The following is a 13927-nucleotide window of genomic DNA, read 5'->3' as shown; positions in this document are numbered from 1 at the left end:
TCTCGACATGGTTGCGCGGCAAGCATTGCCATGGTGCCAGCAAGCGCAATTCGAACAGCCTCGCTAACTCTTTGTTTACGGGCTCTTCACGACCTAAGTTTAGGCTTTGAGGCATCTTCGCCAGCTTGTGGAATGCCAGGACAAGGAAAGACTTAAGGATCATGCCGGGCGGTCGGCCTCACCTTTTCGCGCTGCTTGGCGCCACGCTCGCGCTGATGCCGGGCATGGCGATCAGCGGTAGCGTGGACGTACGGGTCACCTCAGCCATTCCGATTCCCGGCGCGGCAATTGCGCTGCCAGACCTGCAGGACAGGACGCGACAGGCGCCCTTGCCGGACGTCGCCCCCCTGAAAAGCGGGCTGGACGCGCTGGCGGCGGGCGATAGTCCCCGCGCTCGTGGAGTGCGCGATGCCCTTCCGGCTCAGTCGCTCGACCAGCACATCCTTGCCTGGGCGATCGCGCTTTATGGCGGCGACAAGGTTCCTAGCGGCGATATCACTGCTGCGGCCAGGATGCTGCCCAACTGGCCGGGGACCGTCGCCTTGCGCAAGAACAGCGAGCGCGCGCTCTTTCGCGAGAACCCTGCCCCCGACATCGTTATCACGACGTTCGACGGCAGCCAGCCGCAGACGTTCGAAGGTGTGATGGTTCTTGCCCGTGCCTATGTGGCGTCGGGCAATACCGAAGCGGCGCGTTCCGTGCTGTCGCCATTCTGGCGCGCCGCGATCCTGGAGGCCAAGGACGAGGCGGCGCTGATCAAGGAATTCGGCAGCCTGATCCCGGCCGCCGACCACCGCTTTCGCATGGAGCGCATGTTCTATGCCGACCGTGCGAATTCCGCCCTGCGTGTCGCCGGCCTTGCCGGTGCCCAGCAGCTCGCCGATGCATGGGCGGCGGCCGACAAAGGCGACAAGAACGCGCCCAAGCTGCTGAAGGCCGTGCCGGCAATGCAACGTTCGGCCGGCTACTTCTTCGCGCAGGCCGAATATCTGCGCAAGCAGGAGGATTTTGCCGGCGCCGCGGCCATTGTGATGCAGGCGCCGACCGATCGCGAAGCTCTGGTCGATCCGGATGCCTGGTGGGTCGAGCGCCGGGTGCTGTCGCGCGAACTGGTAGACCAGGGCGACATGAAGACCGCGTACAAGATCGTCGCCACACACGCCGCCGAAAGTGCCACCAATGCGGCGGACGCCGAATTCCATGCTGGCTGGTACGCGCTGCGCGGCCTGAACGACCCAAAAACCGCGGCCAGTCATTTCGCTCGCATCGCGGACCTCGCCCAGGGGCCGATGACGCTGTCGCGCGCCTATTACTGGCTCGGCCGTGCCGCGGAAGTCGGCGGTCCGGGCAATGCCAAGGACTATTTTGCGCGCGCCGCTGCCTATGGCACGACATTCTACGGCCAGCTTGCCGCCGAACGCGTGGGGCGGCAGGCGCTGAACATCGTCTATCCCTCGCCAAGTGCAGCCGACCGGCAGAATTTTGCCGGCCGCGAGGCCGTCAGCGCCATCAAGCGGCTGCAGGAGGCGGGCTACGACCGCTATGCCGAGACGCTCTATCGCGACCTTGCCGGGCAGTTGACCAGTCCGGGAGAACTGGCGCTGCTGGCTGTCCTTGCCGAAAAGCAAGGGAACCATTTCATGGCGCTGAAAATCGGCAAGATCGCCGGGGCGCGCGGCATCGATGTCGGCGCATTGTCGCATCCGCTCGGCGTCATTCCCGATTCGGCCGACATTTCCGGCTCGGGCAAGGCGCTGGCCTATGCGATCGCCCGCCAGGAAAGCGAATTCAACATCGGCGCCGTGTCGAGCGCCGGCGCGCGCGGGCTGCTGCAGCTGATGCCGGGAACCGCAAGGCAACTGGCGAAGAAGGCCGGGCTGCAGTTTTCACAAACACGGCTGACCACTGATGCCGGCTATAACGCGACGCTTGGTTCGGCCTTCCTCGGCGAACAGCTCGACCGCTTCAACGGCTCCTACGTGCTGACCTTCGCCGGCTACAATGCCGGCCCCAACCGGGCCAGCCAGTGGGTGGCCAGGTATGGCGACCCACGCGGCAAGGACATCGACGCGGTCGTCGACTGGATCGAGCGAATTCCCTACACGGAAACCAGAAGTTACGTTCAGCGCGTGATGGAGAATTACGAGGTCTACAAGATGCGTATTTCGGGCAAATACGACATTGTCGGGGATCTGGTGAACGGGCGGGGTTGACGGCTCAAGAGGCGACTTCGTCGAAGCTGGAGATCTCCCCCTTGCGGGGGAGATGCCTGGCAAGGCAGAGGGGGGGGTGCTGTCCCTCGGCCTATCAGTTCAATGGCTCATTCCCAGTAATGGGCCAAGGTTGGCAATCCTTCACACCCCCCTCTGGCCTGCCGGCCATCTCCCCCGCAAGGGGGGAGATCGGCAGCTTCAGCGCCCCGCCCTCTATTTGACCATCCCCGCGCTCGCCTGTAGCAGTCGGCTGAGGCATGGCGGGAGAGAATCCAGATGTCGAGCACCAAAGGCTTTTCCGACTTCTTCTTCAGCGCACCCGATGGGCTACGCCTTCATGCGCGCATCTATGGTGAGGCCAATACCGGATCCTGGCCGGTTGTCTGCCTGCCTGGCCTGACCCGCAATGCCAGGGATTTTCACGAGCTGGCGCTCTATCTGTCGACGGATGCGGCAACTCCGCGAAAGGTCGTCGCCTTCGACTACCGTGGGCGCGGGCAGTCAACCTATGATCCCGACGTCAAAAATTACAATGTCGGCGTGGAGGCCGGCGACCTCCTGGCCGGGCTGACGGCGCTGAACATCGGAGAAGCGGCCTTCATCGGCACCTCGCGCGGCGGGCTGATCATCCATGTGCTCGGGATGATGCGGCCATCCGTCCTGAAAGCCATTGTTTTCAACGACATCGGACCGGTGATCGAGACGGCCGGGCTTGCCCATATCCAGTCTTATCTCGAGCGCGACCCGGGACCGAAAACCCGCACGCAGGCGGCGGCCGCCCAGCGCAGCGTGCATGGCGAAGACTTCCCCGCCCTTGCCGGCGCCGATTGGGATCGCATGGTCTGGGCTCTCTACCGCGAAACGGATGGTGGGCTGATGCCGGATTTCGATCCGAAGTTGGTGGATACCGTGGCGAGCCTCGATCTGACGCAGAAGCTGCCTGATCTATGGCCTCAATTCGAGGCGTTGGCCGCCATCCCGTTGCTCGCCATACGTGGTGCCAATTCGAGATTGCTGTCCATGGACACGCTCAACCAGATGAGAGAGCGACATTCCATGATGGAGACGATCACTGTCGAGGGCCAGGGCCATGCGCCATTCCTGGAGACCGGCAGCCTGCCGGGCGACATAGCCGCTTTTCTCGACCAAGCCGAACGCAGGAATATCTCGAAGTAAATCCCATGACCAAACAAGGTCACGGGATAGCTACAATAGTATAGACAGGATTCTTCAGCCTACTTGGCTTTTGAATTTTTCCGAGCCGCTTTCGGCGACTCTTTTGCGGCGGCGGCTGCCTCATCCCTCTTTTTTCGCCCTGCCGTCGGCGACGAAGGCGTCGTCACGGGCGAAGAAAACATGGAGCCTTCAGCGCGATTGCCGCCCGGCTGAGTCGATCGAGGCGTTTCCAGCACGATGACACAGCCATCGAGATCGTTGGTGGCCAGATGCGCGTAGCGCATGGTCATCGACAACGTCTGATGGCCGAGCCACATCTGCACGCGCCGGATGTCGATGCCGCCCTGGACAAGACGCGAGGCGCAGGTATGGCGCAGTATGTGCGGCACCACCTGATCGTCGGCGCCGAGACCGACTTCGGCCTTCGCGTCGTTCCAGATGGCACGAAACTGTGCCTGGCTGAGCTTGGTGAACGGTCCTTTGGGCCGGCGACCCTCAGTGGGAGGCAGCTTGATGACCTCCTTGACCCGCTCGGTCATCGGGATGGTGCGGCTGCGGCCGGATTTGGTGATCCAGAAACTGACGCGATGCTCCTGGATATCGTTCCAGATCAGCCCAAGCGCCTCGCCGAGACGGCATCCGGTGTCGACCAGGAAGACGGAAAGCCTGTAGGCATCCTCGCTGCGGCTCTTGATGGCGGCGAACAGCCGCGCCTCTTCGTCCCTTTCGAGGAAGCGAATCCGACCCGCCCGCTCCTTCTGGCGGCGGAACTCGGGCAGGCTGTGGATATCCCCCATCTTGTGAGCCTTGCGCAGCAGTTTGCTGAGGGCAGCCATCTTTCGATTGATGGTTGCGTTGCTGTTGCCGCGCTGGCGCAAGGTGCCGATAAGGTTGTCCAGGGTACTTTGGTCAAAGGCGCTGAAACGCTCCCCAAGGAGGATCTCGTCTATTTCGCCGATGAACGAGCTGACATTATACTTATGCCGCCCATCATCCCATAATATGTCCCGATATGCTGAAAAAAGATCTCCGACCCGATGCGACTTTACTTCTCTAATCTTGTTGTAGGTATATCGAATCTTCGGACTTTGAGAAGAAAACATCGAAAAATGATCAGAGGACTCACCCTCTTGAATCGCTTCGTTCGTCATCATTTGCCACACCCCCGAGTGGGATAGGTCAGCCCTACCCGCTTGGAAGCGTCCTTTCAAGAGATTTTAATCACGCAGTTGTGATTTCATCCGCCCATCAGCAGATCCCACGAAATCACCCCACGGATTCATTCAGCTACCGTTACCCCCATCCTTCCGTTTGCCTTGATCCAGTCGCGAAAACAAAAACAGCCCGGGCGTTGTGCGCCCGGGCTGGATTTCACCTGTAAGGAACCAGCCCTTAGAACGAGCGCTGGAAGCGGAGGATACCGCCGATGTTGTTTTCTTTGTCGGCGCCAGTCCAGTTGGAGACGGTGTCATCACCAACATGGAGGTAGTCGACTTCCGCCGTGATCGTCAGACCCGGGACGATATCGTAGGCAATGTTAGCCGCGGCGCCGAAGTTCTTGCCATCGTCATAAGACAGCTGAGCATTGAACGAGGTCTTCTCGTTGAACTTGTAGGTGCCACCGCCCCATACGGCCCAGCTACCGCTCCACAGCTTGTACATGGAGCGACCACCGCCGAAGTCGTTGATATTATCATCAGTGCCGTAGCCACCCATGATAAACAGCGAAAGTTCATTCGTGGCGTTCACATCCAAACGAACCTTTCCAGAAACTTCTTCGTAATTGCTGTCATAAGCAATGACGCCGCTGATGCCACCCCAACCCTGCGTCCACTTCACGCCGCCAACGACATGAGGGACGTAGCTGTCGATCGTGTAGTCGCCATAGCCTTCTTCGAGCGAGACCACAGCCGAGAAGCCGTTCCCAGCGTCGAAGTAGTACTGAATCACGTTCGTGTCGAAGCCACCATAAGGAACGAGCGTATCCTGGATGACGTTGCCAGCATAACCGGTAAACGTATCGAACGCCGATTCGTCCTTACCGACGCGCAGGCCACCGAGCTGGATCCAGGCGAAATTAAGCGAAATGCCCTTATTGAAGGCTTCGTCGCTAAAATTCGTGTTGCCGAAATTGATACGGGTCTCGGTGTAGGTCTTCAAGGTGCCGAGTTCGGTCTCCTGGCCGGTCCAGGTCTTCAGCGCGAAGCGTGCATTTTTTCTCCAGGTATCCTGGACGTCACCATCCATCCGGTCGATAGCACGAGCACCATTAAACGAACCAATGTCACCAGCGCCGATGTCATAACGGACATAGCCGCCGATGCGCAGGCAGGTTTCGGTGCCGGGGATGTAGAAGTAGCCAGCGCCGTAGACGTCGCAAATCTTGACGTATTCAGCGGGTTCCGGCTCGGCGACGACGACGGCGTCGGCGGCGCGCGCACCGGAAACTGCGATCAGGGCCGCAGCGGAGCCGAGGAGAAGGCTCTTGATGTTCATTTTCTGACCTCCAGTCAAAAGTTAAAAAACGGGTCTGGGTATTCTTTGCTGAAGGACAGCGTTCCCTGCCCCATCCCCACTACCGAAAAAGATGCGCACCGCGCCGCTCCTTCAAAATCGACATTACTCATGAGACGGCGGCGTTCAACCACGATCGTACCGGTGAAAGGGCTGCCTGGCTGCTATCCCCCGGCGTTGTTGCACAAATGACACGATTTGGCCTCACTCAGAAAGCTCTCGTTAACCATCAGGCCACCGCAACCCCTTGCTCGTCGCCGAATCCGGCGATGGACCGACGGAATCATGGCGAGTTCCCGAGTCGCTGGCCAGAAACAACCGCAGAACCGCCACATCTATGGAAGGTCGCGGTTCGGCGCCTTCTTATTTTGCATATAATGATGCGGGCTTGTTGATTGTGCCGGCGCTTTTCTTTATCCAGCGGCCCAACGGAGAGGTGGCCGAGTGGTCGAAGGCGCTCCCCTGCTAAGGGAGTAGAGGTCAAAAGCTTCTCGTGGGTTCGAATCCCATCCTCTCCGCCATCCTGCTTCGCGCTGCGCGCTTCGCAGGACAAGTCCCGACCTCCCCGCGCGAAACAGGATGCCCTCCGAAGCCGTAGCGAAGGAGGGCTCAAGCGCCTGAATTTCTTGCAAAAACAGGGTTGGCAGCTGCCCTTCGGCCAAGCCGGATACCTTCTCGCATTGGCAAAGGAGGGGCCGGCTCATGTGGTACGTTTATCTTCTGGAGAGCGAGGTTGCGGAAGGTGGCGTTATGTCGGCATGACGTCGGACCTAAAACGACGGCTTGCCGAGCACAATTCGGGAAAATCCAGCCATACGTCCAAGTTCCTGCCATGGCGGATCGTCACCTATATGGCCTTCTCGAATCAGGCCAAGGCAGCTTCATTCGAACGTTATCTCAAATCCGGGTCAGGCACGCTTTCGCCAGTAAACGCTTTGGTGACGACCGCAGGCCTACCGAAAAATGCTACGGTTTTCCAAAAAGAGATAGCGATAACAGCTCGTTACTCCGATGAAGCGGACGGCGGCTCCCGTAATTTCATTCGATTCTGACTGGAGGTCAGAAAATGAACATCAAGAGCCTTCTCCTCGGCTCCGCTGCGGCCCTGATCGCAGTTTCCGGTGCGCGCGCCGCCGACGCCGTCGTCGTCGCCGAGCCGGAACCCGCTGAATACGTCAAGATTTGCGACGTCTACGGCGCTGGCTACTTCTACATCCCCGGCACCGAAACCTGCCTGCGCATCGGCGGCTATGTCCGTTATGACATCGGTGCTGGCGACGTCGGCTCGTTCGATGGTGCTCGCAGCAACGACGTGCAGGACGGCAAGAACCAGGGAGCCTGGTACAAGAACACCCGCTTCACGCTCAAAACCTGGACCGGCCAGGAGACCGAGCTCGGCACCTTGAAGACCTACACCGAGACCCGCTTCAATTTCGGCAACAGCAACGGTGATCCCGACTTCGGCCCGAACGATGCGCACAACAAGGACGTATCGCTGAACTTCGCCTGGATCCAACTTGGCGGTCTGCGCGTCGGTAAAGACGAATCGGCCTTCGATACGTTCATCGGCTACGCCGGCAATGTCATCCAGGATACGCTGGTTCCCTACGGCGACTTCGACACCAACGTCGTCCAGTACTATTTCGACGCAGGCAATGGTTTCTCGGCCGTGCTCTCGCTCGAAGAAGGCTCGGGCGCTGGATCCGTCGACGATCTTGGCAACGGCAAGTATGGCGTTGGCACGATCGACAGCTATGTTCCGCATGTTGTCGGCGGCGTGAAGTGGACCCAGGGCTGGGGCGCGATCACTGGTGTTGTTGCGTATGACAGCAACTACGAAGAAGTCGCCGGCAAAGTTCGCTTGGATGTGAACGTTTCCAACGAGTTGTCGTTGTTCATCATGGGTGGCTATGGCACCGACGACAACCTCAACGACCCGACCTATGATCAGCCCGCGGGCGGTCGCGGCTTCTACAAGCAGTGGGGCGGCAACTGGGCAGTGTGGGGCGGTGGCACCTACAAGTTCAACGAGAAGACCTCATTCAACCTTCAGGCGTCTGCTGATGACTGGAAGAACGTCGGCGTTGCAGCGAACGTCGCCTATGACATCGTTCCCGGCTTCACCGTCACGGCCGAAGTTGACTATCTTCATGCCGGCAAGTTCGATGAGGGCAGCACGGACAACGTCGCCTGGACTCCGGCCGACAAGAAGAACAGCGTCGGCGGCCTCCTTCGCTTCCAGCGCTCGTTCTAATAAGTTGCGACTTGTCGAATCGAAAACCCGGCGGGCAACCGCCGGGTTTCAGACTGCTGACAAACCCCGTCGATTTTCGGCGGGGTTTTTTGTTATGTGATTGAAGTGTCTTGGACTGTTTGTGTCAGGAGATGGGCAGCCGCGGCAGATGGCGGGGTCGCTCTTGTAGCGGCGGTAGCCATTGCGGTCGGTGGTGGCGTAGGCCAGCACCTGGCCCTGTGGGCCATCAGCCGCCGGCTCATGGGTGAAGGCCGACGGTGCCATCATGCCGGGCTTGGGCGGTCTCGGTCGGCGATAGCCGGTGACACCGCACATGGCTCGATCCTCCAGTCCTTTGGCGATGCCGGCCGTGGCATAGCCGGCGTCCAACCCGACGGCGCCGACATCAAAGCCGAAGCCCTCCACCTGCCGATCGAGCCTCGACAGGTAGACGGTCGAATCATGGACGATCGCTGTCGCGTGTGTGTCGGTGATGATGGCATGCGCCGCATCCACCGTGCGGTGATCGAGATAGAAAAAGCCTTTCGGCTTGCCCTCGCGCACCATGTAGCCGCTGTCGGGATCGATGCGCGAGACCTTGGTCTCTTTCTCCACCGGCTGGCGTTGCTTCTCCTTCAGCCGTTTCTGGCTATGGACGGCGCGCTCTTCATCGATCGCCGCGTCCAGCGCCTCCCAGTAATGGGCCCGCGACTTGGCCACGAACGCCAGATCGAAGCGGGTCTTGTTGGCGTTGGCCTTCAGATGGGTGGAGGCGGTGTAAAGCACCGTGCCATCGACAAGGCCCGCCCGGATCGCCTGCTCGACGATGCGGTCGAAGATCGCCTGCGACACGCTGGTGTCGTCGTAACGCCGCCGCCGGTTCTGTGACAACGTCGAGGCGTCGAACACCTTGTCCGTCAGCTTCAGCCGCAGGAACCAGCGATAGGCGACATGACCTCGATCTCGCGCACCAGCTGCCGTTCCGAGCGAACTCCAAACAGATAGCCGATGAACAGCGCCTCGAACATCAACGTCGGATCGAGTGGCGGGCGGCCATTGTAGGGGCAATACAGTGGCGCGGTCAGTTCGTGGATGAAGGAGAAATCAATCACACGGTCGATCTTGCGCAACGGTGATCAGCCGGAACCAACTGATCCAGCGTCACCATCTCGAGTGCGGTCTGTTCAGGGGCGGGTCGCTTCAACATAACCCAGTGAATCAAAAACCCCTAGCAAATGCTAGGGGTTTGTCAGCAGTCTGCAACCCGGCGGGCAACCGCCGGGTTTTTTTCAGGACATTGTGCGACTATTGGATGCGGTGCTGCAACCCGCTGTCTTAATTGATTGATTCGGTATTAACAGCGAAAGTCGCGGGCGCATTGCATGCACCCGCACAGCTCGGATTGGATTATTTGTCCGCTAGATCGCCCAACGCATCAATCAGCGTCTGAATCTCATTTTCATAATTCTTCCAGCGCTTGACCGACGATTTGTAGATCGGTTGGCGAACCTGCCAGCGGCTGGGCGTATTGACCGAACCATCCCTGTCGAAAAAACGCAGGCAGGCGTCATCCCAGGGCAGCCCAAGGTAATCTATGAGGCGGCGTGACTGCGCCTCCTGATCCTCGACCAGCGTTTCGTAGCGATTTTCGAAGATAAGGCCTGGAAAAACCTCGTTCCAATGGCGCATCAGTCGGTCATACTCGCGGTAGTACAGACCTAGTATCCGCAAATCAGTATTGTAGCTGTGTCCTTTGTTGAAGCTCTGGACAAAGCAAGAGACGCAATTGTCGATGGCATCACGGCGACAATGAATGATGCGCGCGTTGGGAAAGAGAAGGCCGATAAGGCCGATCATTTCAAAATTGTGCGGCATCTTGTCCACCACGCGAAGCGCGGCAGGCGCCCACTCCCTAAGGTAGGACAGATGCTCTTCCGCCAACTTTCTGGACAGATCTTGCGTGACCGACATGACCGGCCGGCTCAAATCGCCGGCCGATGAGGTTTTAAGGCCGATTGCATTGGCGACCCGCCTTAATTTGTTAAGCTCGCCTGCCCCTTGAACATCGGGATGGCTGGCGCAGATCTGTTCCGTGAGCGTTGTGCCCGACCGCGGCATACCGACCACGAACACAGGCACTTCGGAAGGATTTCCATAGCCGGCCCTGGCCGCCAGAAAGTCCGGCGTGAAGGTTTCAATCAGGGAGTCGATCCAGCGGCGATACAGATTGATGTCGAAGGTGTAGCCGGAGGCCCGTTTCCCCCTATTGAAATGGTCGAATGCCTCACTGTAGCGCTTGAGGTCGTTCAGTACCTTGCCGGCAGCGTGATGGAGCTTGTAAGCACCGTCCGGATCAAGCTTGGGATTGCCGAGTTCACGCAGGATGGATTGGAGTTCCTCCGGCTCTTCGGTGAATTTTTTCGTCTGTACGAGGTCGTGGTAGGCAGCCGGCACGTCGATGCGACGTCCGATTGCTTCTTTCAGAAAGGCGGCGGCCTCATCCATGCGCCCCAGGCCGCTGAGCGCGCTGGCCAGCCCCGCCCGCACTTTGGGATGATCGCGGTTGATCTTGAGCGCTTTCTCGTAAAGCGGCAAAGCCATGTCGGGTTTGTCAAACTTGGTGTAGGCGCGCCCCAGTGCACAAAGCACTTCGATAAGTCTGGGCTGCAGTTCCAAAGCATACAGCATATGCTTGATGGCTGGCGAATATTCGCTGACCTTCACATAGGCCTCGCCGAGGCTGAGGTGGTAGTAAGGGTTTTTAGGTTCCTCGCCGACCGCCCGCGCGAAATATCGCAAGGCCATCTCGTCATCGTAACGCTGGTACAGGGTCCCCAGGATGTACAGAGCGAGCGGATGGTTTGGCGTGCGCGCCAGCACCCGAAGGCACAGGTCCTGAGCCTCGTCGAGCCGCTGGGCCTGCTGAAGGGCATAGGCCTGGTTCAGCAGCGCTTCGTCGGCCTGCGCTCGCGATTGAGCGTTTCCTTGGCTCACTGTCGGCTTGAGTATCGGCCCCTTCGCTTTCGGCGTGGGCCCGGGCTTGATGTGCTTTGACCAAGCAGGCGGGAGACGGTTGTTCATGATATCTCGCTAGCAAAAAGAGCCGGATGAATCCAGCGTTACGGATCTGCCCAGCGGCAACTTGCACCGACCCATCCGGCGCGCTAGCAAGAAGGCCCTTTTCAAACGAGCTTCCACCATGCCCCAGCGCCCTCCCCTCATGCCGCTCATCGCAGCGCTTCCCTCGACGGTGCCGTTTGTCGGCCCCGAAGCGCAGGAGCGCGAGCGTGGCCGCGCTTTTCGCGCCCGCATCGGCGCCAATGAGAGCAGCTTTGGTCCCTCGCCGCGCGTCACCGCCCGGATGGCCGAGATCGCCGGCGACATGTGGATGTATTGCGATCCCGACAATCACGATCTGAAGGTGGCGGTCGCCGCGCATCACGGCGTGAAGGCCGAGAACGTCGTTGTCGGCGAAGGCATAGATGGCCTGCTCAGCCTGGTGGCACGCATGTATGTCGCGCCTGGTGACGCGGTGGTTACCTCGCTCGGCGCTTATCCGACCTTCAACTTCCACATTGCCGGTGTCGGCGGGCGGCTGGTGACAGTCCCTTACGAGAACGACAAAGAAAGCCTGGATGGCCTGCTGGCGGCGGTGCGCAAGGACAAGGCCCCGCTGGTCTATCTCTCCAACCCCGACAATCCAATGGGCAGCTGGTGGGAGGCGAGCGAGATCATCCGCTTCATCGAGGCGCTGCCGGAAACCACCATGCTGGTGCTCGACGAGGCCTATGGCGAACTCGGGCCGGCCTCGGCGATGCCGCCGATCAATATCTCCAGGCCAAACGTCATCCGCATGCGCACCTTCTCGAAGGCTTACGGGCTGGCGGGCATACGTTGCGGCTATGCGATCGCCGAGGCCCAGGTGATCCGCGACTTCGAGAAGATCCGCAACCATTATGGCGTCAGCCGCATGGCGCAGATCGCCGGCGTCGAGGCGCTCGCCGATCAGGACTATCTGCAAAGCGTGGTCACGCGGGTCGCGGCCGGCCGCCGACGCATCGCCGGCATTGCCGAAGCGAACGGGTTGAAGCCACTGGCATCGGCGACCAATTTCGTCACCATCGATTGCTGCGGCGATGGCGCTTTCGCGCTGAAAGTTCTGCAAGGTCTGCTGTCACGCGACGTCTTCATCCGCAAGCCTATGGTGCCACGGCTCGACCGCTGCATCCGCGTCAGCGTCGGCCTCGATCACGAGCTCGATATTCTTGCCGAGGAGTTGCCTGGCGCGCTGGCAACGGCGCGGGGGAACTAGAATCGCGTCTGCAAGCAGCCCAGCAGCAAAAGCTGCCTACAAATCCATTTCCCAGGTCTGGCCGGTCAGATCCTTGCCGAAGCTGTGGTGGTGCTCCTGCGAGACCAGCGTGAAGCCGGCACGTTCGTAGATTGCACGCGCCGCAACGAGGATGTCGTTGGTCCACAGCACCAGCTTGGTGTAGCCGCAAGCTCGAGCCCGGTTCACGCATTCCGCGACCAGTCGTTTGCCGATGCCGAGGCCGCGCGCCGACGCCTCGACATGCAGCATTCTCAGCTTGGCCACCTTGTCGTCCTGATGAACAAGGAACACCGCGCCGACCGGCTGACCACCGCGCTCGGCGATCCAGCAGAAATCGCGGCCGGGCACGAAATTGCGAATGAAATCGGCGCCGATCTCGGCGAGCATGGCCTCGAACTCGATCGTCCAGCCATATTCCTCGGCATAGAGTTGGGCCTGGCGCTGCACGACCCAGCCGACATCGCCGACGCGATGCGGCCGCAACGTCACCTCGCTGCTTTCACGGGTGGGGTCGCCCAGCAATTCCCCCGCCTTGCGCAAGGCGCTGCGCAGTTCATGCAACCTGTCGTCGGGGACGCTTTCGATCAGCCGCGCCGTGTCCCGATCGGCCGCCGCTTGCAGTCTGGCAAGCGCTGCCTCGCCTCGTGAGGTCAGCGAGAGGACCCTTCGGCGCCGGTCAGCCGGGTCCGTTCTGGCCTCGGTCAGCCCCTGGCCCGCGAACTTGCGCAGGATCCGCGTCAGATAGGCGGCATCGACACGCAACTGTCTTGATATTTCGGAGGCCGCCGGGCCATTCTCCAGCCGAAAAGCATCAGCCAGGAAACCTCGCTCGCCGGCGATTTCGGCGGAAGCCAGGTTGCTGCGGTGACCCAGTTCGAACAGCACGCGCGCCTCGGTCAAAGTGAATGCGCTTTGTGTCAGCGTCTCGTCGAGAAGGCCGACGGTGCGCGTGTAGAAGCGATTGAAGCGCCTGACATCGGCCACCAATGCATTGCGTTCGTCCAACATCCGCAGCCACTCCTGAGGCAGCCGTATTTTCCAAAATTAGTGGACGGAGTCAATTAAATTTCGAGCCAGAGAGCCCAGCCATTGCGCCCGCGCGCAGTTCCCAGGTTGCATTCCTCACGCCATGCGCCAGATTCAAACAAGACAGGCTTGGAGAGATTCATGGCTGATCGTCGCAGGGAAGTGCTGACGCGGGTCTACGGCAATGTGCAAGGCGTCGGCTTCAGGGCCTGGGCTCGGCATCAGGCCACGAGCCTTGGCCTTGCGGGCTGGATTCGCAATGAGGCGGACGGGTCTGTAACGGCCCGGATCGCAGGGCTCGATGAGGCGGTCTCGACAATGATCGAGCGCCTCTGGAAGGGGCCGGCCGGGGCGTCGGTTTCCAGGGTGGACGTCGACGACTTGGCAGTACAACACGCCCTTGTCGGGTTCAGGATCATTGCCTGATTGCGG

At 60.3% G+C, this 13927-nt stretch carries 10 protein-coding genes, 1 tRNA gene and 1 pseudogene; 7 read left to right on the top strand and 5 right to left on the bottom strand.

All coding sequences use genetic code 11. The features are described from left to right. Positions 1-161 precede the first annotated feature (161 nt). Both NKI21_RS28275 and NKI21_RS28270 read left to right on the top strand, forming a co-directional pair. Positions 162-2213, top strand: a complete 2052-nt coding sequence (locus NKI21_RS28275; RefSeq protein WP_352868537.1) for a lytic transglycosylase domain-containing protein — start codon at positions 162-164, stop codon at positions 2211-2213. Positions 2214-2489: 276 nt separating this feature from the next. After that, positions 2490-3389, top strand: coding sequence for an alpha/beta fold hydrolase (locus tag NKI21_RS28270; protein WP_352868534.1), 900 nt, complete (start codon positions 2490-2492; stop codon positions 3387-3389). A gap of 59 nt (positions 3390-3448) precedes the next feature. On the opposite strand, the gene NKI21_RS28265 is transcribed toward NKI21_RS28270, so the two are convergent. Both NKI21_RS28265 and NKI21_RS28260 read right to left on the bottom strand, forming a co-directional pair. After that, positions 3449-4543 (bottom strand): tyrosine-type recombinase/integrase, encoded by a 1095-nt coding sequence (locus NKI21_RS28265; protein ID WP_352441276.1) that lies wholly within the window; start codon positions 4541-4543, stop codon positions 3449-3451. 238 nt (positions 4544-4781) lie between these two features. After that, the gene (locus NKI21_RS28260; protein ID WP_128363099.1) at positions 4782-5885 is read right to left on the bottom strand and encodes a porin; all 1104 of its coding nucleotides are present in this window, start codon (positions 5883-5885) and stop codon (positions 4782-4784) included. A gap of 448 nt (positions 5886-6333) precedes the next feature. On the opposite strand from NKI21_RS28260, the gene NKI21_RS28255 reads away from it, so the two are divergent. From NKI21_RS28255 to NKI21_RS28245, 3 genes are all read left to right on the top strand, one after another. Continuing rightward, positions 6334-6424: transfer RNA gene (locus NKI21_RS28255), tRNA-Ser, on the top strand. Between the two features lie 237 nt (positions 6425-6661). After that, the gene (locus tag NKI21_RS32420; RefSeq protein ID WP_502895159.1) at positions 6662-6955 is read left to right on the top strand and encodes a GIY-YIG nuclease family protein; all 294 of its coding nucleotides are present in this window, start codon (positions 6662-6664) and stop codon (positions 6953-6955) included. Positions 6956-6969: 14 nt separating this feature from the next. Then, positions 6970-8157, top strand: a complete 1188-nt coding sequence (locus tag NKI21_RS28245) for a porin (protein WP_127257438.1) — start codon at positions 6970-6972, stop codon at positions 8155-8157. 132 nt (positions 8158-8289) lie between these two features. Here the strand turns inward: NKI21_RS28245 and NKI21_RS28240 are convergent. Continuing rightward, a pseudogene (locus tag NKI21_RS28240) lies at positions 8290-9343 on the bottom strand (IS1182 family transposase); the annotation flags it as partial. 200 nt (positions 9344-9543) lie between these two features. After that, entirely contained in the window at positions 9544-11217 is a 1674-nt protein-coding gene (locus NKI21_RS28235; protein ID WP_352441277.1) for a tetratricopeptide repeat-containing sulfotransferase family protein, read from the bottom strand. Between the two features lie 118 nt (positions 11218-11335). Between NKI21_RS28235 and NKI21_RS28230 the strand changes: the two genes are divergently transcribed. Further along, positions 11336-12448, top strand: coding sequence for a pyridoxal phosphate-dependent aminotransferase (locus NKI21_RS28230; RefSeq protein ID WP_352868531.1), 1113 nt, complete (start codon positions 11336-11338; stop codon positions 12446-12448). A 36-nt stretch (positions 12449-12484) separates the two neighbouring features. Here the strand turns inward: NKI21_RS28230 and NKI21_RS28225 are convergent, their stop codons facing one another. Beyond that, a complete protein-coding gene (locus NKI21_RS28225; RefSeq protein ID WP_352752495.1) occupies positions 12485-13477 on the bottom strand; it encodes a bifunctional helix-turn-helix transcriptional regulator/GNAT family N-acetyltransferase in 993 nt (330 codons plus the stop codon). Between the two features lie 159 nt (positions 13478-13636). Between NKI21_RS28225 and NKI21_RS28220 the strand changes: the two genes are divergently transcribed. Further along, positions 13637-13921, top strand: a complete 285-nt coding sequence (locus tag NKI21_RS28220) for an acylphosphatase (RefSeq protein WP_352868528.1) — start codon at positions 13637-13639, stop codon at positions 13919-13921. The last annotated feature ends 6 nt before the right edge of the window (positions 13922-13927 follow it).

The organism is Mesorhizobium sp. M0715 (assembly GCF_040320355.1).
Classification (GTDB): domain Bacteria; phylum Pseudomonadota; class Alphaproteobacteria; order Rhizobiales; family Rhizobiaceae; genus Mesorhizobium.
Note: the sequence above shows the minus strand (reverse complement) of the source record. Positions and strands in the feature narration are given on the sequence as shown.